General features: G+C 51.2%; 20 protein-coding genes, 1 tRNA gene and 2 riboswitches. Of the genes, 10 read left to right on the top strand and 11 right to left on the bottom strand.

Annotated elements, in window-relative coordinates; translation table 11 throughout:
• Positions 1–174 precede the first annotated feature (174 nt).
• The gene (locus VFG09_13530; protein HET6516176.1) at positions 175–633 is read left to right on the top strand and encodes a hypothetical protein; all 459 of its coding nucleotides are present in this window, start codon (positions 175–177) and stop codon (positions 631–633) included.
• On the top strand, positions 623–1,339 hold the full coding sequence (locus VFG09_13525) for a sulfite exporter TauE/SafE family protein (protein ID HET6516175.1): 717 nt from the start codon (positions 623–625) through the stop codon (positions 1,337–1,339). Before VFG09_13530 ends, VFG09_13525 begins: the two co-directional genes overlap by 11 nt.
• Before the next feature lie 51 nt (positions 1,340–1,390).
• Here the strand turns inward: VFG09_13525 and VFG09_13520 are convergent, their stop codons facing one another.
• The 6 genes from VFG09_13520 to VFG09_13495 form a co-directional block, all read right to left on the bottom strand.
• On the bottom strand, positions 1,391–1,630 hold the full coding sequence (locus VFG09_13520) for a hypothetical protein (protein HET6516174.1): 240 nt from the start codon (positions 1,628–1,630) through the stop codon (positions 1,391–1,393).
• Positions 1,631–1,727: 97 nt separating this feature from the next.
• Entirely contained in the window at positions 1,728–2,996 is a 1,269-nt protein-coding gene (locus tag VFG09_13515) for a 3-deoxy-D-manno-octulosonic acid transferase (protein HET6516173.1), read from the bottom strand.
• Between the two features lie 11 nt (positions 2,997–3,007).
• Positions 3,008–4,726: an ABC transporter transmembrane domain-containing protein gene (locus tag VFG09_13510; protein ID HET6516172.1), complete on the bottom strand. Its 1,719-nt coding sequence runs from the start codon at positions 4,724–4,726 to the stop codon at positions 3,008–3,010.
• Positions 4,726–5,889 carry a lipid-A-disaccharide synthase gene (lpxB, locus tag VFG09_13505; protein HET6516171.1) on the bottom strand — a complete coding sequence of 388 codons (1,164 nt, stop codon included), beginning with the start codon at positions 5,887–5,889 and terminating at the stop codon, positions 4,726–4,728. Before lpxB ends, VFG09_13510 begins: the two co-directional genes overlap by 1 nt.
• A 78-nt stretch (positions 5,890–5,967) precedes the next feature.
• Positions 5,968–7,062: a DegT/DnrJ/EryC1/StrS family aminotransferase gene (locus VFG09_13500; protein HET6516170.1), complete on the bottom strand. Its 1,095-nt coding sequence runs from the start codon at positions 7,060–7,062 to the stop codon at positions 5,968–5,970.
• Between the two features lie 8 nt (positions 7,063–7,070).
• A complete protein-coding gene (locus VFG09_13495) occupies positions 7,071–8,054 on the bottom strand; it encodes a Gfo/Idh/MocA family oxidoreductase (GenBank protein HET6516169.1) in 984 nt (327 codons plus the stop codon).
• Positions 8,055–8,189: 135 nt separating this feature from the next.
• Between VFG09_13495 and VFG09_13490 the strand changes: the two genes are divergently transcribed.
• Positions 8,190–8,266, top strand: a tRNA-Met gene (locus VFG09_13490).
• A 259-nt stretch (positions 8,267–8,525) separates the two neighbouring features.
• Here VFG09_13490 and VFG09_13485 read toward each other — a convergent pair.
• The 3 genes from VFG09_13485 to VFG09_13475 all read right to left on the bottom strand — a co-directional run bounded on the left by VFG09_13485 (position 8,526) and on the right by VFG09_13475 (position 10,503).
• Positions 8,526–8,816, bottom strand: coding sequence for a type II toxin-antitoxin system RelE/ParE family toxin (locus VFG09_13485; protein ID HET6516168.1), 291 nt, complete (start codon positions 8,814–8,816; stop codon positions 8,526–8,528).
• Entirely contained in the window at positions 8,789–9,031 is a 243-nt protein-coding gene (locus VFG09_13480; protein ID HET6516167.1) for a hypothetical protein, read from the bottom strand. Before VFG09_13480 ends, VFG09_13485 begins: the two co-directional genes overlap by 28 nt.
• A 92-nt stretch (positions 9,032–9,123) precedes the next feature.
• On the bottom strand, positions 9,124–10,503 hold the full coding sequence (locus VFG09_13475) for an ATP-binding protein (protein HET6516166.1): 1,380 nt from the start codon (positions 10,501–10,503) through the stop codon (positions 9,124–9,126).
• Between the two features lie 292 nt (positions 10,504–10,795).
• Between VFG09_13475 and VFG09_13470 the strand changes: the two genes are divergently transcribed.
• Positions 10,796–11,380: an NAD(P)H-dependent oxidoreductase gene (locus VFG09_13470; protein ID HET6516165.1), complete on the top strand. Its 585-nt coding sequence runs from the start codon at positions 10,796–10,798 to the stop codon at positions 11,378–11,380.
• A gap of 33 nt (positions 11,381–11,413) precedes the next feature.
• Positions 11,414–13,858, top strand: coding sequence for a DUF3536 domain-containing protein (locus tag VFG09_13465; GenBank protein ID HET6516164.1), 2,445 nt, complete (start codon positions 11,414–11,416; stop codon positions 13,856–13,858).
• Positions 13,859–14,006: 148 nt separating this feature from the next.
• Here the strand turns inward: VFG09_13465 and VFG09_13460 are convergent, their stop codons facing one another.
• A complete protein-coding gene (locus VFG09_13460; protein ID HET6516163.1) occupies positions 14,007–14,696 on the bottom strand; it encodes a Type 1 glutamine amidotransferase-like domain-containing protein in 690 nt (229 codons plus the stop codon).
• Positions 14,697–14,745: 49 nt separating this feature from the next.
• Between VFG09_13460 and VFG09_13455 the strand changes: the two genes are divergently transcribed.
• The 4 genes from VFG09_13455 to VFG09_13440 all read left to right on the top strand — a co-directional run bounded on the left by VFG09_13455 (position 14,746) and on the right by VFG09_13440 (position 19,571).
• Positions 14,746–15,900 carry a hypothetical protein gene (locus VFG09_13455; GenBank protein HET6516162.1) on the top strand — a complete coding sequence of 385 codons (1,155 nt, stop codon included), beginning with the start codon at positions 14,746–14,748 and terminating at the stop codon, positions 15,898–15,900.
• A 463-nt stretch (positions 15,901–16,363) separates the two neighbouring features.
• Positions 16,364–16,927 carry an NAD(P)H-dependent oxidoreductase gene (locus VFG09_13450; GenBank protein HET6516161.1) on the top strand — a complete coding sequence of 188 codons (564 nt, stop codon included), beginning with the start codon at positions 16,364–16,366 and terminating at the stop codon, positions 16,925–16,927.
• Positions 16,928–17,121: 194 nt separating this feature from the next.
• Entirely contained in the window at positions 17,122–17,802 is a 681-nt protein-coding gene (locus VFG09_13445; GenBank protein ID HET6516160.1) for a phosphatase PAP2 family protein, read from the top strand.
• A 337-nt stretch (positions 17,803–18,139) separates the two neighbouring features.
• Positions 18,140–18,213: riboswitch (cyclic di-GMP riboswitch) on the top strand.
• Positions 18,214–18,404: 191 nt separating this feature from the next.
• Entirely contained in the window at positions 18,405–19,571 is a 1,167-nt protein-coding gene (locus VFG09_13440) for an iron-containing alcohol dehydrogenase (GenBank protein ID HET6516159.1), read from the top strand.
• A 179-nt stretch (positions 19,572–19,750) separates the two neighbouring features.
• Here the strand turns inward: VFG09_13440 and VFG09_13435 are convergent, their stop codons facing one another.
• Positions 19,751–20,038, bottom strand: coding sequence for a hypothetical protein (locus VFG09_13435; GenBank protein HET6516158.1), 288 nt, complete (start codon positions 20,036–20,038; stop codon positions 19,751–19,753).
• A gap of 743 nt (positions 20,039–20,781) precedes the next feature.
• A riboswitch (cyclic di-GMP riboswitch) is annotated at positions 20,782–20,856 on the top strand.
• A 111-nt stretch (positions 20,857–20,967) separates the two neighbouring features.
• On the opposite strand from VFG09_13435, the gene VFG09_13430 reads away from it, so the two are divergent.
• On the top strand, positions 20,968–21,663 hold a 696-nt coding region (locus tag VFG09_13430), incomplete at its 3' end, for a hypothetical protein (GenBank protein ID HET6516157.1).

Here is a 21,663-nt window from a genome sequence, read left to right as displayed (position 1 = left end):
GATGAGGTACTTCGATGACTCCACCGCAAGTGACCTCCCGCATTGAGCATACAGCGGCAGTCGGCAACCATCAAAGGTATCGCGATACAAGGCTTCTCACCATACCTGCCTTCCCGAAGAAGATAGTTTTATGCAACTGGAAGGTTTACTCAACGTTACGGTGAATAGGTTTTTATGAGACATATCGCAGCCGTTTTTGGCCTTGTGGTTTTTGCGCTCTTCATCGCCCCGTTCCCGTCGGCAAGAACGGGGCAGGCGATTGCCGCTGCCGACGCGGAGAAGATCGTGGATTGTGAGATAGACAAGGGACCATGCTCAAAGGTGATCGGCACTATGGAAGTGATTCTCGACATCAATCCGAAGCCTGTGAAGGCAATGAAGGAGCTTTCCTTTACCGTGAAGCTCATCGGTGAGGGGAAGGTGATATCGGGCACCCGGGTGATAACCCTTGATCTCGCCATGCCGGGAATGTATATGGGGAAGAACGCGGTCATGCTCGGGAGAAACGGTCCGTCCACCTTTTCAGGCAAGGGAGTGATACCGAAGTGTCCCAGCGGGAGGAGACTCTGGCAGGCGACCGTCGAGATTCGGGAGATGGGGAACGTCAGTTTCCTGTTCAACGTTGCTTACTGATTCCCTCTATGTTCTGCTTTTTCTTTCCGGATTTCTCGGAGGGTTCGGGCATTGTATCGGCATGTGCGGTCCGGTCGTTGCGATTTATTCCCTTCGTGTGGAGCGGAAGAGTTATGCCCCCCACCTCCTTTATAATCTTGGCCGCGTCACGACCTACAGTCTGCTCGGAGGCATGACAGGGCTGACAGGCTCCTTTGTCGGTTCGGTGAAGCTCTTTGAACGGTTCCAGTACCTTGCCCTCGGAACTCTCGGAATCGTGATGGCCCTCGTGGGACTCGCCTCTGCCGGCTGGCTCACATTTCTGAGGCCCGGAGGGCAGGAGAACAAGGAGAAGAAGGTGAAGGCGCCTGGCCTTTCGTTTACCCTTTTCCTGAACCGCATTGTAACGTTTATCGCTGGAGCGAGAACAGTCGGCGCCTATTTTCCGATGGGGCTGGTTTTCGGCTTTATACCCTGCGGCCTTCTCTACACGGCGCTTATCGCAGCAGCAGGTGCTGGCGTTGAGGCGGGAAGCCGAGCCAGGGGGTTTCTGCGAGGAATGCTCCTCCTTTTCCTTTTCGGGCTCGGGACCTCGCCTGCGCTCTTTCTCATCGGGAAGGTCGTCTCGATAAAGGGAGAATGGCTGAGGAAGAGGCTCTCTCGGGCTTCTGCCCTTGTCATGGTCGTCGTCGGGATCGTCTTCATATATCGGGCATTCAGGTCATAGAGGGATCGTGGGGATAGGATCTTTCCTCTTATCTTTTCGCGACGGCAGCCTTCATCCCTCACCCAGGAGATAGTTGTAGCCCTCCTCAGTGAGTTCCAACCCCTTTGTGGGTGTTACGATTACGCAGCCCTCATTCCTCAATTCTCTTATTGCCTCATCAAGGTTCGCGAAATCCGATGGTTCCCAATCGCTCGAACCGAGGGATAATTCTGCGGGAGTCAAGATCATACCCGCTTTTATCCTATCATGCCTCTTGAACAGTTCCATGATCTTTTCTGCAGTTTTCGTCATTGTCTCTTCCCCCTGTGAGAAGACAGATTTCCTGATAATCTTTATCCCGAAGGCTCCTCTATCAAAATGGTATGAAGTTTTGGGGTATATGTCAACCTTAAGGTGAGAGAACGATCTTGCCGAGGGCGTCTATGGCCCTGTTCACTGCACCAGCCTTTTCGCGGTAGAGGGCCTTTGCCGCTTCTCCCATCGTCTTTCTCTTTTCTCCGTTTCCGAGCAGTTCCTTCAGCAGGTCACGGAGCCCCTCTCTCTCTGTCTTTTCCGCAGCCCCTTTCCGGTAAAACTCTTCAATGAAAGAAAAGTTCTCCATATGCGGTCCGCAGATGATGGGTTTCTGCCAGAAGGCAGGTTCAAGGGGATTCTGGCCGCCGTGCCGTATGAAACTGCCGCCGATGATGGCGATATCGCAGATACCATATGCCGCTGCAAGCTCTCCCACAGTGTCGAGGAGGACGATGGTTCCAGGAGATAATCCGCTTTCGGCCGGAGAGACTCCGGAGATCTCCGACCTTTTTTTGCAGGAAAACCCCCGTGCCTTCATCAATGCGTAAACCTCTTGAAAACGATCGGGGCGGCGCGGAGCTATTATAAGATTCAGGCCGGGGAAATCTTGTCTCAAGTCCTCGTAAACACCAAGGATCAGTTCCTCCTCACCGGGGTGTGTGCTCCCCGCGAGGATGACCGGACCCTTCAGCACCCAGGCCCATTCGGGGAGCTTCCCCGGGGGACCCGTGTCGAACTTGAAGCTCCCCGTCACGATCACCTTCCCCTCGTCCGCTCCCAGTGCCGTTATCCTCTCAGCATATGCCTTTTCCTGCATGCAGAAGAGGTCAACACATTCAAGGACTGCCTTCATGAAGAACCGTATCCGCATGTATCCTCTGAAGGACTTTTCAGAGAGCCGCCCGTTCATGACCAGAAGGGGTATCCCCATCTTCTTCGAAACCCTGAAGATATTGGGCCAAAGCTCAGTCTCGATCACTATGAAGGCAGAGGGCCTTATCTTCCTGAAGAGAGGCTTGATGCAAAAGGAGAGGTCAAAGGGAAGATAGACCGCGTCAGCAACCCCCGCCAACCTCTCACGGGCGACCGCTTGGCCCGTATCGGTTATGGTCGAAAGGACAACACGGATCGAGGGATAGCGCCCCTTGATTTCCTTGATGAAGGGTACGGCCGACAGTGTCTCGCCGACGGAGACGGCATGGATCCAAAGCAACGGTGAATCTTCTGTTCCCGTCGGAAGGTCCACACATCCGAATTTCTCCTTCAGCCATCTCTTCCTGACAGGAGCAGGACGCCTTGCATACTCAAAGGGAAGAAGGATAACGGCTGCGACACCATAAAGAAGGCTGTAAAGGAAGAACACGGCCGTACCCCTCAGACATCTTCAAACTGCATGTCATGGAGCTTCTTGTAGAGACCTCCTCCGGAGAGCAGTTCTTCATGGGTCCCTGATTCCACGATCCTGCCTTTGTCGAGTACGAAGATTCTGTCTGCCCGTCGAATTGTGGACAGCCTGTGGGCAATGACAAAGGCTGTCCTGTCCGTCATGAGATTTTCCAGTGCCTTCTGGACCATGACTTCTGAGGCGCTATCGAGGGATGATGTTGCCTCATCGAGGATGAGGATCGGAGGGTTCTTTAGTAAAGCCCTCGCTATCGAGAGCCTCTGTTTCTGGCCGCCTGAAAGCCTCACACCCTTCTCACCGATCACCGTCTTGTAACCATCGGGGAGTTCAAGGATGAAGTCATGGGCAAAGGCTGCCCTGGCCGCAGTGATTATCTCCGCCTCTGATGCGGCGGGATTCCCGTAGGATATGTTCGCCATTACCGTGTCGTTAAAGAGGATGACGTCCTGGCTCACGAGGCCGATAAGAGAGCGGAGGGACGTGAGCGTTACGGTCGAGATGTCGACTCCGTCAAGAGATATGGCGCCCTCGTGGGGTATGGAGAATCGCGGAATGAGGTCCACTAAGGTGGTCTTGCCTGCGCCGCTCTTCCCCACAAGGGCGACGATCTCCCCCTTCTTTGCCCTGAGGCTGATCCCGCTGACGGCGTCGTCATCAGTGCCTTCATGGCGGAAGGAGACGTTGTCAAAGACGATCTCATCAGTGAATCCCTTGAGCATGCGCTTTCCGTCAACTTCGCGTTCTTCTGCAAGGAACTCCTCAATCCTCTCAAGAGGAGCCCTTGCCTGCTGAAGTACATTATGGGCCGAGGCAAGCCTCCTGGCCGGGGTATAGATCATAAAGATGGCAGCGAGAAAGGAGAAGAAATCACCGGCAGTAATCACCCCCCTCATCACGAGACTCCCTCCATACCAGACTACGAATCCGATGCCGGTGCCGCCGACAAACTCCATCATGAGAGACGTGGCTTCCGTGATTCTTGTCGAACGCATGAGTTCGCGGTAAAAGTCCTGATTCTTGTCCCTGAACTTTACCGTTTCATCCTCCTCGCGGGTGAAGGATTTAATGATCTTGCTGCCCGTAAAGCTCTCGGCAAGCATCTCCGTTATGTCCGATATCTTCTCCTGTGTCCGGCTGCTCACCTTCCTGAGTCTCTTGCCGAACCTCGAGACGAAATAGAAGGCAACAGGCAAGACGACCAATGACATGAGGGTGAGGTCCCAGCGCCTCACAAGTGCAATGCATGTCAGAACGATGACGGTCGTCGTCTCGACAAAGAGATCTTTGACGTTATATGCGAGGACCCCCTGGACTGCCCCGGCGTCATTGATGACTCTTGAGACCATGGCGCCCGTTGAATCCTTGTTGATAAATTTCGCAGGAAGATAGAGCATGTGATGGAACATCCTGTCCCGTATGTCCCTCACCACCTTTGCGCCGGCCGACATCATGAGATAGGATTGGAGAAATTCGAAAACACCCCTCCCGACAAAGGAGCCCATAATGCCGAAACTGACAAGCATGATGGATGTCAAGTTCCGCTCGACGAATACCTGGTCGACCGCAGGTTTGATGAGCCAGGCCAGTGCGCCGTTCAGCCCCGAGACGACAAGGCCGAAGAGGGCCGCGAGGACGATACGCGTCCAGTAAGGTTTCACGAGGATCAAAATCTTCTTGAGAGCCTCCATCAGTGACCTCCTGAAGAACCTTCGGACTCTCCGAGACCCCAACCGGTCATCTCGCCTATTGTCAGGGCGACTCTCCGTGAGGGCTGCCTGCCGGCAAAGGCTTCCCTCACCCTTTTCATGGAGGAGACCATCTTCGTCCTGTGACGCTCATCAGAGAGTATCCTCTTCAGTTCTGTCAGGATATCCTCAGCATTCGCCTTGCGCTGGATCAGTTCCCGAAGGACTTCCTCACCTGACATGATATTTATGAGGGATATGAACTTCGTATTAAGAATAATCTTGCCCATGATGTATGTTAAAAGAGAGACTTTATATACCACAACGGAAGGGACGCCGAGGAGAGCTGCCTGGAGCGTTGCCGTACCTGAAGCGATCACAGCCGCATCCGAGGAAGAGAGGCACTTGAGGACGTCACCCTTAACAATCCTGACTCCCTCTTCTTCAAGAAGTGTGAGATCGGAACGGAACCGCTCGATCTCTAGGTTGGGTGCAAGGGGGAGCGTAAACCGGGGGTCGCGAAATTCTCCTTTGCATCTTCTCACGAGGTTAATGAATACAGGCAGGAGGGCCTTCAATTCATTCGGCCGTGAACCCGGAAGAAGGGCGACCCTCAATGCCCCGTGCCCCCTGCTTATTTCTGTCTTGAGATTCCGGGCATCGGACAGCTCAAGCTCCTCCATGGCAGGATGGCCGACAAATTCACAGGGTATACCGGCCTTTCTATAGATCTCCTCTTCAAAGGGAAGTATCACAGAGACCCTGTCCGCGATCTCCCCCATGGTCTTCACTCTTCCCTTTCTCCAGACCCAGACCTGGGGGCTCACATAGTAGAGCACCTTGATGCCGAGCCTCTTTGCTACCCTGCCGAGCCTGAAATTGAAATCCGGATAATCAATGAGGACAAGGACGTCGGGTTTCATTTCGGCGAGGGCCTTTGAGGCAATGCTAAAAGAGTCCCGGATTCTCTTGAGCGACGGAAGGAGTTCTGTTATGCCGAGTCCGCTCGATATCCCTGAAAGTATCTCGACCCCCGCATCCTTCATCCTCTCGCCTCCGATACCCAGGACCCTGATGTCCGGCCAAAGGTCCTTCAGTTCCTTTGTAAGGAGCGAGCCATACCACTCGCCGGAACTTTCCCCTGCGACGATCATCACGGTCTTCATGCCGCATGAAGTGGAAAGGTCACGAAAGGACCGTACACCACGAGCCGAGTATTCTCCTCTTGCCGCAGGCATAACGGATCACCGGAAGGTCCCTCGTATGATCTCGGCGATCTCCGTTATGGCGGACCCCTCAAGCTCAGGATACATGGGCAGGGACAAGACCTCACGCGATGCCTGTTCGGCACGCGGAAAATCCCCCTCCCTGTGGCCGAGGAAACTGAGGGCCTTCTGAAGGTGAAGAGGTTTCGGGTAATAAACGACCGAGGATACCGAATGCTCCTGCAGTCTCTTCCGGATCTCATCACGCCTTGCCGAGAGGATCGTATACTGATTATAGACATGATAGAAGCCGTCCTTTTCTACGGGACAACGGACGGCATCGCAGAGCAGATCGCGGTAGAGCGAGGCGTTACGCCTCCTCGCCCTGTTGTATTCGTCTATCTTCTTCAATTTTACCAGGAGAATGCCTGCCTGCATCTCATCGAGTCTGCTGTTGAAACCGACTGAATCATGGATGTATGAACCTTTGGAGCCGTGATTCCTCAGGCTCCTGAGAATATCGGAGAGCTTCGTGCCCTTCAGGGTAATCATGCCTCCGTCACCACAGGCGCCGAGATTCTTGCTCGGATAGAAGCTAAAACATCCCGCATCCCCGAGGCTCCCGACCTTCTTCCCCCGTGCTTCAGCGCCGAAGGCCTGGGCGCAGTCCTCGATGACAGAGAGGTTATACTTCCCCGCGATTCCCATAATGCCTTCCATGTCCGCAGAATGGCCGAAAAGATGGACCGGAAGGATTGCCTTTGTCCGGGGCGTTATCTTCTCTTCTATCTTGCTGCAATCTATGGCGAAGGTCTCGATATCGATATCGACGAACACCGGTCGCGCACCGGTGTAGATGATCGCCTCGGCAGTGGCGAAGAACGTAAAGGGGGTGGTGATGACTTCATCTCCTTCACCGATATCCAGGGCCTTGACAGAGAGATGAAGGGCATCCGTCCCTGAAGCGACGCCCAGGGCATCGGCCGCCCCGACATAATGAGCCACCTTTTTCTCGAATTCCTGTACTCTCGGGCCGAGAATATACTGGGAACTCTCGAGAATCCCGCTCATCATCTCGAATACCTCTTCTCTGATCTCCGCAAACTGCCTGCTTAAGTCCACCATGGGTATCATCTGACCGATCACCTCATCAACGAATTTATTTCGAGTGCCACGTTCAATGCATCCCTGCCTTCAGTCCCCGAGACCTTCGGCCTTTCTCCGTTCACAATGCAATGGATAAAGTCCGTCAGTTCTTTCTTGAGAGGCTCCATGTACTCAGGCTTGATGGTGTCCACACTGCATCCCGGGACGGATTCACTGCGGACCTCAAGTTTTAGACCGCAAAGGGACGGATCGGGAGTGACGGTATGGGCCCTTCCGCAGGAGGGGTGGTAATACCGCCGGATCTCCGTCTTCTGGTAATCCAATTCAAGGTAGGAATCCTCTTGGAAGACCTTCAGTTTCCTCTCCTTGTCCCGGGCCATCCGACTCGACGTAAGGATCGCTACCGTACCGTTTTCGAACTCGATCCATGCCCGCGCATCATCAATCTTTTCGGTTATGAAGGAGAAGCCCGTGGCATGGAGTGTCTTTATCGGTGAGGGAACGAGGCTAAGGATGACGTCGATGTCGTGTATCATGAGGTCGAGAGTGACGTCCACATCGGCTGCCCTGCTGAGGAAGGGGGAGACCCGCAAGGCTTCAATAAAGCGTGGTTTCACGATCATCGTCGAGAGGGCGATGACACCAGGATTGTATCGTTCAAGGTGGCCTACCTGGAGGATGTGGCCGGTCCTTTTTGCTTCCCTGATCAACGCGTCGGCCTGCTCTAAGGTGACTGTCATCGGTTTTTCCACAAGGACGTCCTTGCCAGCCCTGATACAGTCCAGCGCTACTTCGTAATGGGATGTCGTCGGTACAACAATGCTCAGCGCGTCTGAAGAGTCAAGGACTTCCTTATAGCTGCTAAAGGCCCTTGAACCATATCTCGCCGCAACTTCTCTTGCCCTTTCGAGGTCAATGTCGACCACACCGACCAACTCGGCTTCCCTGATTTCCGAATAGACCCTTGCATGGTGTTGTCCGAGATATCCAGCACCGACAACGGCAACCCGTACAGGCATGGAACTCCTTTCATGAATAAGAAATCTACAGAATCCGTCTATTTTGCACTAAAACACATCGTTTCAGCAAGTTTGGCCGGCATGGAGGGTCGAGAGATTGACAACGTGAAGGGTAATGAGTTAGTCTTAAATATTCGCGGGGTGGAGCAGCCTGGTAGCTCGTCGGGCTCATAACCCGAAGGTCAGAGGTTCAAATCCTCTCCCCGCCACCAATAGGGACAAGGGTTTGCAGAGATGCAAGCCCTTTTTCTTTTATTGCAAGCCATTCTATAGCGGGATACCCTTTCAAATCTGCTCTATAGCTGCTTTGCAGCGGCGAGATACTCAGATTTTGAAGTTTTTTCTAAATACCTCCATCTGAATTATCCGTTGGGCATCGCCTCACGGATCAGATGTTCATGATTACATCTGATGATATTATTAAACCCGGTTCTGAGGAGTCTGAAAAACAGCATTTTTATCGCAATACTCTTATTGTCTGCTGAGTCGCTTATAAGCATCACCCCGTGGAAGTATTGCTATTATCTCGACAACATGCTGTTCTCTCTTCAATCTGTAGATGACCCGCCAATCGCCAATTCTGTAACGATAGAGCCCTTTAAGCTTGCCTGTCAGGGCTTTTATGCTATTGCCGTATAAAGGATTCTCCTCAAGGTTCTCGAAGCAGTCATCAAGCCTTTGTCTGACGGCAGTGGAAGCCTTGTCATAGACCTTTTCTGCGGGTCTTGTAAGGTCTATCTCCCAGACTTCTTTTTTCGCCACCTTACGGTTTCGCCTCTCTCCGCTGCCTCGATCCCCTGATTGATTGCATCAACCCAGCCCGGCTTAGAGAGGATTTCGAGGGTTTCTTCGTGTCTCTCGATATAGTCGTCGATGAGTTCGGAAAGTATCTCCTTAATATCCCTTTTCTCGACACTGGCGATGATCTTGAGTGTGTCCCGTTTGTCCTCGGGAATTCTTACCGTTGTTGTAGACATATTCAACCTTCTGAAATTAGTCTACTTGTTTCATATTATCGTTGTCAATGGGACCAGGGACGGCTTACCGATGGGCTGCGATGCTATCCGTTTTATAAAACTACTTCGCCTTTGAACAGGCTGACATTTTCCTTGGAAGCGGTCTTAACCATCGCCTCCGTAAAGCCTGTCCTGCTAAAGAGGCAGAAATATTCTTTCCTATCCTTCTTTCGCCATTCTACAAGTTTGGCCTTTTCTTTGAGCGCCTCGTAGACGTCGAGCCCCACATGTCTTTCACTCCACTTTACCTCGGAGAAAAGGATTGAGTTCAGATCAGGATTGACGCTGACCGCATCTATCTCTTCATTCCTCTCCCACCACCTGCCCACTGCCGTAAAGGGGAAGAACACATCCATATTCTTCCAGAGGAGCTCAACTGCCACCTTTTCATAGACGGAGGAAAGATGCTGCGGCATCGCCTTTCTGATATCCGAAAGGACTTCATCAATTCTCTCCATCTCAAGCTCGCCGCGTCTTGGAAAGACAAAGCGGAACCAGAACTGAAAGAATTCATCAGAGATCCGGTACAGACCCTTTTTGCTTTTAAGCGGCTTTTCTTCCGTGACAGGAAGCTCTCTTTCCACAATCTTGAGATCGGAAAGGACCCCAAGGTATTTATTCGCCATAGGCTGTGTTATACCGGTCGCGTTCACAATCTCCGAGAGCTTCCTTTTCCCCTGCGAAATGGCCTGAAGGAGGGCAAAATAATAACGCGGCTCCCTGAGTTCCTCCTTGAGGATAAGCTCCACCTCTTCATAAAGCATCTCGCCCTTTTTGAGTACATGGTCCTTAAGATTCTTAAAGATATCTTTTTCCTTTGAAAACTGAAGCCAGTAGGCCGGAATTCCGCCGGCAACGGCATAATGCATAAGCCTGTCTTCAAAGGGCTTCCCTTTCCTGAATCTGCCTGCCTGTTCGAACGTTATAGGGTCAACCCTCCACTGGCCTGTCCTTCTGCCGTAAAGCGGTGCTCTGTAACCGAGGACCTCGGTCTCCATCATGGATATGCTTGAGCCGAGAAGGATAAGAAAAACATTGCTTTTGGAGAGGTATTCATCCCATCCCTTCTGGAAGATGGAGGGGATTGCCCGGTTCGATTCTATAAGGTACGGGAATTCATCGATAGCGAAGACAAACCTCTGTTTCTCGTCCCTGATGTAGCGAAAACCTTCCTCCCAGTCTGCAAATCCCCTCGTTTGAAGCAGGGACTCGTTGAAATGACTGCCGATTGAGTTTGAGAATCTTCTCAGTTGCTCGACCTCGTTGACACTTTCGGAAAGGAAGTAAACGTGAGGCTTGTCCTTTACGAACTGCTTTACGAGCTCAGTCTTTCCGACACGGCGCTTTCCCCATAGGACTATGAGCTGCGCCTTTGGGTGCCGCCATTTCTCTTCGAGAAAGGTCAGCTCTTTTTTTCTGTTTATGAATTCCATCTCATCCTCAAAAGATATACTTTAGAGTATTATACTCATGAGTATATAAAAATCAAGGCTGTAGCCAAAGTGTAACCAAAAATGTCCAAAAGGGCATAAAATGCAAAGGTATGCCGCAAGTGTGAAAACGGACATCTTCAAGCCCCGTTTTTTTCCCTTGCCGAGTAGAAAGCCCTGAGGAGATTCAAACCGGAATGAGAGACCCTGTGAGGACCTGGCACGAAGAGGCCTTTTTTGTTATCCTGAAGAGAATAAAGGCAGGGTTTCAGCATACGAGAAAGGAGACATGGAGATGAAATATTTGATCATTTACGCACATCCCGATACTGCCAGTTTCAACCATGCGATCATGGAAACGATCTCGGATGAATTAGGGAAGGGCAAGAGGGATTTTGAAGTAAGAGACCTCTATGGCATGAAGTTCAACCCCATCCTTTCACGGGACGATCTGACGGCCATTCAAAACGGTGCTGTGCCCCAGGATATTAAGAGGGAACAGGACCATATCCGCTCGGCAGATACCCTTTTGTTTGTATTTCCGATTTGGTGGTCATCAATGCCGGCAATGTTAAAGGGCTATATTGACAGGGTCTTTTCCTTGAAATTTGCCTATGACATAACGACCGATGGAGTTATAGGATTACTCAAAGGCAAGAAGGCGTTCATAGTAAGCACGACAGGTGCGTCCAGAGAAGATTATGACAGGATGGGAGCTTTCGAGATGATGAATATGTCAATGGATACGGCGATATTTCGCTTTAGCGGTATGGAAGTCATCGGGCATAAATATTTTTCGTCCGTCCCCTATGTTTCTGAAGAAGACAGGAAACAGATGCTTGAAGAACTCAGATTGCTGGTAAGAGATACCCTATTATAGGCCGGGCGAGAATTACAAGGGGAAGAGCTCTTTATGGAACGCTATATCTGCATTCACGGCCATTTCTACCAGCCGCCGCGAGAAAACCCCTGGCTTGAGGCGGTAGAGATCCAGGACTCGGCCCATCCCTTCCATGACTGGAATGAGAGGGTGACGTCCGAGTGCTATGCTCCCAATTCCGCGTCACGCATCCTTGATGGCGAAAACCGCATCATTGATCTTGTGAATAACTATGCCAGGATAAGCTTTAATTTCGGGCCTACCGTGCTTTCCTGGATGGAGACATGCGCTCCTGAAGTATATCATTCCATTCTCGAAGGAGACCGGCAGGGCATGAAATTGCGTTCTGGTCACGGCAATGCAATTGCGCAGGTCTATAATCATATGATCATGCCCCTTGCCAATAGCCGGGATAAGCGGACGCAGGTAATATGGGGCATAAGGGATTTTGAGTACCGGTTCAAGCGTTTCCCTGAGGGCATGTGGCTTTCCGAAACCGCGGTAGACATGGAGACGCTGAAGATCCTTGCGGAACAGGGAATAAGGTTTACGATCCTTGCTCCTCATCAAGCCCTCAGGGTAAGGAGGATTGGCACAGGAAAGTGGAAAAGCGTCAGCGGAGGTATCATCGACCCCACGAGGGCATATCTCCTGAAACTTCCGTCGGGACGGAGACTGAATGTCTTTTTTTATGACGGACCCATATCCCATGCGGTGGCTTTTGAAAAGATACTCGAAAGGGGAGAGGATCTTGCCGACCGTCTCCTGTCGGGTTTTTCCGACCGCAGGCAGTGGCCGCAGATTCTCAACATCGCCACTGACGGGGAAACGTATGGGCATCATCACAAGTTTGGAGATATGGCGGTCTCCTATGCCCTCAATTACATAGAATCCAATGGGTTGGCACGGCTTACCAACTATGGCGAATATCTTGATAAGTTTCCTCCGACTCACGAGGTTCAAATCGTTGAGAACAGTTCCTGGAGCTGTATCCATGGTGTCGAACGCTGGAGGACCAACTGCGGATGCAATTCCGGCGGACGCCCTGAATGGGATCAGGAGTGGAGGAAACCTTTGCGCGATTCTCTCGATTGGCTTAGAGACCAGCTGTCTTTCAGATATGAAAACAGTGTAAAGAAGTTCTTCAGGAAACCCTGGCAGGCCAGGGATGAGTATATTGATATTGTCCTCAACCGGTCCTGGGAGCATGTTGAACGGTTTATGGAGCATCATGGAGGAAGGAAATTAGGGAGAGACGAGATAGTCTTTTTGCTTAAGTTCCTTGAAATCCACAGACATTTGATGTTGATGTACACGAGCTGCGGATGGTTTTTTGATGAGCTTTCAGGACTCGAAACGATCAAAGTGATGCAGTATGCCTGCAGGGCCATACAGTTATCAGAAGACCTCTTTGGCGAGGCCCTTGAGAATGCCTTTCTCGCGAGGGTCACCCATGCCAAAAGTAATTTGCCAGAGCACGGCAATGGCCGGCAGATATATGTGAAATTCGCAAAGAAAGAGTTGATTGACCTGAGAAAAGTTGCGATGCACTACGCAATGAGTTCTTTTTTCGAAGACTATGGAGATGAGACGGACATCTACTGTTACCGCATGAGAAAAAGGGATTATCAACGGTTTGAGTCAGGCAGGACAAAATTTGCCACCGGGAATGTTCTTGTCGAATCAACAATCACGAGGGAGTCCGAGCTCATCAGCTTCTGCGTCCTTCACCTCGGCAATCAGGCCATAAATGGAGGCGTCCGTGCCTTTATCGGATTCGATCATTATCAAAGGATGAGGGATGAGATGGTTCAGGCCTTTGAACGAGGTGATTTTGCCGACATGATAAGGCTTATGGACAGGCATTTCGGAATGCACAACTATTCCCTAAGGGATCTCTTCAGAGATGAGCAGCGCAAGATTCTAAACCTTCTCGTCAGCAGGCCCGTAGAAGGTTTCGTTGATACCTACAGGACTATTTACGAAAACAATCGTGTCCTCATGGCCTCTCTGTTGGAGGAAGGAGTACCCATTCCGAGAGCCTTTCGCGTCGCCGCAGAGGTCACCGTTGATGATGATATTCAGGAGATCTTGCGGGATGAGAAACCTGATATTGACAAAATACAGAATATGATCAGTACCATGAGGAAATGGGACGTGTCAGCGGATTCTACGGCCATTCAGTTCTTGGCAAGAACGAGACTCGAGGGGATGATGGAGACACTGTCTGCAAATCCGTCGGATCCGGCTTTCCTTCAGAGGGTCCAAGAGGAACTGGAGATATTGAGATTACTACCCGTCGAAGTCGATTACTGGCGGAGCCAGAACATCTATTACAAAATTGCGAACACAACGTACCGGGATGTTCTCCCGGAGGCTGAGGCAGGCAATGAGGATGCCCGCAGATGGGTATCGGCATTCAAATATTTGGGGGAGCTGTTGTTCTTTAATGTTTCATCGATGCTGCCGAAGAGTTAACTTTATCGTTGTATAAAACACAATCTTCCGGGAAGGCAGGCATGCTGAAAGGCCTTTTGTAGCGATACCTCCAGCCACTTTCACCTGTCCTGAACCGAAGAACGGCAGCAGGCGGCTTTTCCCTCTGTGAACACCAGAATCTTGTATATCAGAGAGAAAGCGTCTCGCCTGAGCGGTGGGTCCTGGTCTTTCCGCCTCTGTAGATTGTTACCAGGCCCTTTCCATAAATGGTCCATTCACCTTCGGCACCATCATCGATCAGTCCGGTCTGTTCGTCAACGCCGACAAAGACGGCGTCCGGAAGAGAGGGAACCAGAGAAGGTGCCCAGCCCTTCCCAAAGGTATCATGATGGGGAATGAGGTATGCCCGGGGAACGACATTCAGTCCCTCAGCAATCCTCTCCGTATCGGGATCGTAGTAGTGCCCGCATAAGATCATCGCCCCGGCGCTGCTGCCGCCGATCACCGCTCCCGTGGCGTATGCCTCAAGAATGGCTCGCCAACTGGACGTGCCGGCGAGCGTTTGAGCAAGATAGCGCGGGAAGCCGCCCAGGATATAAATGAGCCGAGACCGGCGCAAAGCACTCGCCAGCGCAGATTGATCGGCCGATGCCCGATCGATAAGGGGCAGTGAAGTTACGCGTGTTGCACCCAGACGTTGAAACCAACGAACTCCTGATTGACCTGCCCGTCTGTGATTATGGTCGGGAACAGCAGCGGTGGGGATGATACTGACCTGAGCATCGAGGCCGCCCGCCAGCTCCAGGGCACGCTTGTCCGGCTCTTCCATTCGCCCGCCGAACTCTGCACCGCCTTCTAAGAGGATATGGCCTTTCATTTCTTGAATGTTGTGCCCTCTCCTATTATTATAGATGGAAGGGAGCTCTGTGGTTGCCGAAATAATGATCGAATTTGCGAAACTGACGGGTCTCTCGCCGGTGAGGTTCCCTCCAAGGCGATACCTATGGACTGATGCCTATGCAGTCTGCAATTTCCTTGGGCTCTACCGCCAGACGAATGACGAGCACTACAAGGATCTCGCCATGCTTCTCGTCCATCAGGTGCATGCAACACTGGGCCGCCATCGCAGAGATGATCCCCGCACCGGCTGGATCAGCGGGCTCTCTGAAGAGGAAGGCCGCAGACACCCTACAAAAGGGGGACTGCGGATCGGCAAAGAGATGGGCGAGCGGCGGCCCGGTGAACCCTTTGATGAGCGTCTGGAATGGGACCGGGACGGACAGTATTATCATTACCTGACTCAATGGATGCATGCACTCGCCTCCGTGAGCAGGGTTACCGGAGATTCGACCTTCAACAGGTGGGCCATAGAGCTCGCAAAAACAGCCCATGGAAAGTTCACGTACACCCTGCCTCGCAGAGGGGGGAAACGTCTGTACTGGAAAATGAGCATTGATCTATCGTATCCGCTTGTATCGTCCATGGGTCATCACGATCCTCTTGACGGAGTGGTCACGTACAGCGAGCTCCGGGCGACTGCGGAGAACTATTTCGGGCGTTCGGCATCGCCTGATCTCGGCGCGGAGATTGCCGACATGGCCGTTGTTTGTGAGGGGAGGGACTGGACCACCGATGACCCTCTCGGCATTGGCGGTCTCCTGGTTGCAGCTTACAGGATGGCAGGGTTGATTGTTTCAGGCAGCTTCATACGGCCCGATCTCCTCGAGACTGTTTTGCATGATTCAGTGGCGGGTCTGGAGCACTTTGCGGGACACTCACCCTTGAATCTCCCCGCTGATTACCGGCTGGCATTCCGGGAGTTCGGGTTGTCCATCGGATTACAGGCGATCCAGAGACTTCAAGGGTTGATCGGTCAATACCGAGATTTCTTCGGCAACAACCGTGATGTCTCTTCTCATATTCGAAGCATCAGGGAGTATGCCCATCTGATTGAGCAGATCAATGGATTTTGGCTTGAGCAACATAATCGAGAATCCGGCAGTTGGGCAGAGCATCGCGAAATCAATATGGTGATGCTTGCCACCAGCCTGTCTCCCGACGGGTATCTGTCGCTGTTATGAGCGGATGAAGGTTCCCGGCATGACTTTGGATGAACCTTCCAGTTGCATAAAACTATCTTGTTCGGGAAGGCAGGTATGGTGAGAAGCCTTGTATCGTGATACCTTTGACGGTTGACGACTGCCGCCGTATGCTCAATGCGGGAGATCACTTTCGGTGAAGTCATCGAAGTACCTCATTGCCGGAATCTCATCGCCTGTACAGGGCTTCGATCCATGCCTTCCTTGCAATCGTTTGCAACGTTACCGTGAATTCTCTGTCCGAGCAGCACCGGTGTTCATAGTTGCTTGATATACGCTGAAAAGCTGATAAAATGGAAAGAGGGGTTCCATGATGACTCAGGAGGAATTGCGGATAGCATTTGAGGAGTTTGAAAAAAGACGCTTTTATCAAACATCGGGCCTGAGCGCAGTGTCAGTTGTTGACCGCCGTTGCGAAAGAAGGCGGATGAGGAGGTAGATCATAATGGGGAAGGTTTTCAAGATTCTCGGATTTGCAGGCAGCTTGCGCAGGGATTCTTTCAACAAGGCTCTCCTGAGGGCGGCTCGGGAGCTTGTTCCGGAAAATGTCGAACTTGAGATTTTTGATCTGGAAGGCATCCCTCCGTTTAACCAGGACCTGGAACAGGAACCCGTGGAGAAGGTGAAAGAGTTCAAGGCAAAGATTCGGGATGCCGATGCTATTCTCATCGCTACGCCTGAGTATAACTACTCAATACCGGGCGTCCTGAAGAACGCTATGGACTGTGCCTCAAGGCCGTATGGAGACAATGCATTCGCACATAAACCGGTGGCCGTCATGGGAGCCTCTGTTGGCACGATAGGCACTGCGAGGGCCCAGTACCATCTGCGGCAATGCTTCGTCTTCCTGAGCTGTTTTGCGCTGAATCAGCCCGAGGTCATGGTCGCCAATGCACAGGAGAAGATTGATAAAGAGGGAAGGGTCACAGACCAGAAAACAAGAGAGCTCATACGTCAACTGCTGGAGAACCTCGTTGCGTGGACGAAAAGATTGACACCGCCGATGTGAAAAGAGTGTACTTGAGGGACCCCATGCATTCACGAATCCGCATGACGCACCCGAGTGCCCTCATTGATGTGGGGCAGCTCGCAGAGGACGGTGCTTACCGATTGCACCTATGAGGAGGACTTATGAGATCACGAGAAAAAGAGGGCATTTGTCCCGGTAGAGCGCCACGGTAGCTTCCCTCCGACACGCTGCCAGTGGCATCTGATAAGAAACACGAACTGACGCGAGATTTCTTTTCCACACTGCCGAGCAATATTCTCCGGTCCTTCTGCGGGCGCAACGTTCTCTGGCATCTTGTTGCGATCGGCGCCACGCTGTTCATGGTGAGTTCCGGCTTGGATTGGACATATTTCACGGTGACCAGGCCTCTTGCCCCGTATCTTTTTCCCGCTGTTATCTTGGGCTGGCGCGCACCGATACTATTCCCCGTCGCCTTATATATCGTCGGCGTCGTCCGTAAGGATCTGCGTGCAATCTGTACCGCCTATTCGACGGCGCAGGCAGCCGTCATCGGCGTTCTCATATCCTCGGCGTACAAGGCATTCACGGGAAGGCCAGGGTTAAGACGCTCCGCCCTCACACTCGTTGATACCAGCCGAGAGTTTCATTTCGGATTCTTAAAGGGAGGGGTCTTCTTCGGCTGGCCATCGTCACATGCCACCGTTGCATGCGCGATGTCAGCAGCTCTATGGACACTCTATCCGAGGAGCAAAACGGTGCGATGTGTTGCTTTGCCCTATGCTCTTTACATAGGTGTCGGCGTTTCAATGACAATCCACTGGTTTTCGGATTTTGTTGCCGGGGCCATCATCGGAACAGCTATCGGAACAACCGTGGGGAATGTATTCAAGAAGTCCTTGGCTCATGGCAGTTAACAACATTGAGATGGGAGGATCTCCTTTCTTCGGATTCAGCACGTGCGGCGAGCTAGGGGCGTGCATTTTGTTGGTAATTCATGCCCGAAGGGAGCACATTGCGGAAGATATCTTACATCCGAAACATGTGCGTTCCATACATCACTCACACGACGGTCTTGCAATCTCGATTGCACCGACGAATCGAGAGTTACGGTATTGCTGCTCGAAACTATTGCGGGTTTCCGAAAGATCAGCATGATGAGGAGGTCCCAACTCAATAACTCCATTAATTCTGTTGCCGAAAGTTTCAACTTGACAGATGGCTTTCCTTTGGTACGATGTAATCATAAGACGATCCCGACAAAGCCAATCTCTTCGTAAGGAGGGGCGAAAGCGGCGGATCTAACAAAAGATGGCTGAGCTGCCGAAGGAAGACCCCTTTGGCAAGTTCGGTTCTTTTGTTTCCAATTATAAGGAATGAACCAAGGGGCAAGAGTAATGAAAAGAGCACGTCACGACGCCATTGATAGTTGGAGCGTTACTCTGTCACTGAAGAAGTCAAGAGGTTCCATGCCCTGTTTTAGGGCTTCTATTAAACATCCGGCAAAAAGGAGGCACATATGGCAGTAGGAGAACAGGTATTTGGGTTTTACATTCCCACTGTTACGCTGATGGGTATCGGTGCGCACAAACAAACAGGTGAACGTGTCAAGATGCTTGGCTGTAAGAAGCCGCTCATTGTCACCGACAAGGGTATTGTGAAGGCGGGCATAGCTGAGAAGATCGCCGACATAGTCCGTAAGGACGCACAGGCAGAGGTGGTTATTTTCGATAAGACAATTCCAAATCCAACGGACAAGAACGCCCACGATGGCCTGGAAGTTTACAAAAAGAATGGCTGCGACAGTATCATTTCCCTGGGCGGTGGTAGTCCTCATGACTGTGGCAAGGCAGTGGGGATATTGGCGAGAAACGGCGGGAAAATCCATGACTACGAGGGCATCGATAGATCTGCCAAGCCAATGCCGCCGTTTATTGCGATCAATACGACTGCGGGGACCGCGAGCGAAATGACCAGGTTCTGCATCATCACGGATACGAGACGTAAGATAAAGATGGCTATTGTTGACTGGAGAGTGACTCCGAATGTTGCTATCAATGATCCCCTACTGATGGCAGGAATGCCTCCGTCATTAACTGCAGCGACTGGCATGGATGCGCTAACCCACGCGGTAGAAGCCTATGTTTCTACTATCGCCACGCCCGTGACGGACGCCTGTGCGATAAAGGCGATTGAATTAATTGCACAACACCTGAGGGCTGCGGTGGCAAACGGCGGTGACATGGTTGCGCGTGATGGGATGGCATATGCTGAATATCTCGGCGGAATGGCTTTTAATAACGCTAGCTTGGGGCATGTCCACGCGATGGCTCATCAGCTAGGTGGCTTCTATGATCTCCCTCACGGCGTATGCAATGCCATACTTTTGCCCGCTGTCGAGCGTTTTAACTTGATTGCAAAGATGGACCGTTTTGTAAATGTCGCCTTGGCAATGGGTGAATACGTTGATGGCCTGGCACCACGTGCAGCGGCGGAGAAAGCTTTGGATGCTATCAAAACTCTCTCGAAAGATGTCGGCATTCCGAGTGGACTAAAGGAATTGGGTGTGAAGGAGGCGGACTTGAAGATTATGGCAGAAAATGCGCAGAAAGACGCTTGCGGCTTGACCAACCCCCGTTGTCCTTCACTCAATGACGTGATACAGATATACAAGTGGGCGATGTGAAGAGATGAGCAAACGAACTGAAAGTGGCGAGGGTAGTCGATGATGTGAGAGAGGAACTCAATACGTACAAATCAGTTATGACACTCACAAAGATAATTCTCATCCCGAAGCTCTTAGTAGCATTCTCGCTTTCCATAATAGGGGACAGGTTAATAGGGGGTTAATAGGGGACACATTCCCTATTTCTCTTTTCCTTTCTTCGGTCTTCCCGGTGACCTTAGAATAAACCTCTTCTGAAGTTTCTTCTCCATAGTTTCTATGAACCTTCTTAAACCATAGGGCCTGCCGGTTTTCGTTGAATCTCTGATTCCCTGCATCTCTTCTTTAGAAAGGCTCGTACGCAGCATTTCTCGATAATCTCCTCTCTGCCTCTCCTCAAAGAGTTCTTCCCTCAATATCTCGTCCCTTTTGCCTGTCATATGAGACCTTGCACTTGAAAATGGATAATTCTCCGCCCTCTTTACCATCCCCGTCCGTACCGGATTCTGCTCGATGTACCGGGCCACTGCCCATAAGTACTTCTCCTTATCCACTATGCAGGAATGATACCGGCTTTCCCATAACCTGCCCGTTCTATTGTATTTCCTGTTACTGTGCTGCGTTTAACATAGAGTAATACCTTGCATCATCTTGTACATGGATATATCACTCTTAGGGCGGGCCAGTAAATGCACATGATTGTTCATAAGACAATAGGCGAGCACAGGAGTATCCCGTCTCTGAGAATAATTCCTGACTAACTTCAAGTATTTCTCCCTATCTTCTTCGGCAAAGAAAACATTCTCCCGATTGTTTCCCCTCTGCACTATGTGGTGGGGGAATCCTATTGCAACTGCCCTACCAATTCTCGCCATGAAAACAGCTTACAGAAAGCCCTCGTCTATGTCAATAAATAGGGGTGTGTCCCCAATTACCCCAATTACCCTATTGCTGCTCGAAACTATTGCGGGTTTCCGAAAGATCGGCATGATGAGGGTCCCACCTCAATAACTCCATTACTAAGAGTTCGAAAGTATGAGAACATCATAAAATCCCTCCCCTCCTCCCTTTGCTGAAGGGAGGCATTCATATATACCCCTCTTTGGCAAAGAGGGGTTAGGGGAGATTTTTATTCAATGCTCTCTTACCTATGTACTGATTAGTAATTCTGTTGCCGAAAGTTTCAACTTGACAGATGGCTTTTCTTTGGTACGATGTAATCAAAAGAGGATCCCGACAAAGCCAATTTCTTCGTGAGGAGGGGCGGAAAGCGGCGGATCTAACAAAAGATGGCTGAGCTGCCGAAGGGTGAAAGACCTTTGGTATGCTCGGCTTTCTTATTTGTAGTCTGGGGATAGAACTTGACAATCTATCGATGCAGACTTTATGGAATAACACACATCAAAGGAGGAGAGAAATGAAGTCAAGGAGAATCTCGGCGGTCTTGTTTTCTGTACTTTTTGTCCTGTCGGCAAGTGCCTATGGCAACAATAATACCATCATTGGAGACAACGCAGGTGAATTCTGTGATACCTGTAACTATGATACATTTATGGGGGCTTATTCCGGCCGCTGGTGTACCTCAGGTCAATGGAACACCTATGTCGGCTACAACGTTGGTATTCAGGTGAATGGTAACTACAACACGTTCATAGGGGCTGAAGCCGGCTACGGTAATAGCTCTGCTAACTACAACACTTTCGTCGGATCTGAAGCCGGGCGCGACATCACCTCCGGCGAAGACAATGTTTTTCTAGGATATCAAGCAGGGTTGGGCAACCACGAAGGTTCTCAAAATACCTTCGTCGGTGTCAATGCCGGATTCAGCAGTGCCGCCGGAGGCTATGACGTCTTCCTTGGAGAAAGTGCCGGTTACTATAACCATGGGAGCTGGAACACTTTCGTCGGAGCCCTGGCCGGACAAAACAACTATACCGGAAACGGCAATGTGTTCATCGGCCATAACGCCGGGTCTTCTGAAACCGGCTCGAACATGCTCTACATAGATAACTGCAATATAATGGATGGCTCCGGCAATTGCACTCAGCCTCTCATTAAGGGGACATTCGACAATCCTCGTACCGTCAGTATCGACGGCGCACTTACTGTTACA

The sequence above is a fragment of the Thermodesulfovibrionales bacterium genome (assembly GCA_035686305.1).
Lineage (GTDB): Bacteria > Nitrospirota > Thermodesulfovibrionia > Thermodesulfovibrionales > UBA9159 > DASRZP01.
The sequence above is the reverse complement of the archived record's forward strand: the minus strand, read 5'-3'. Positions and strand labels throughout refer to the sequence as shown.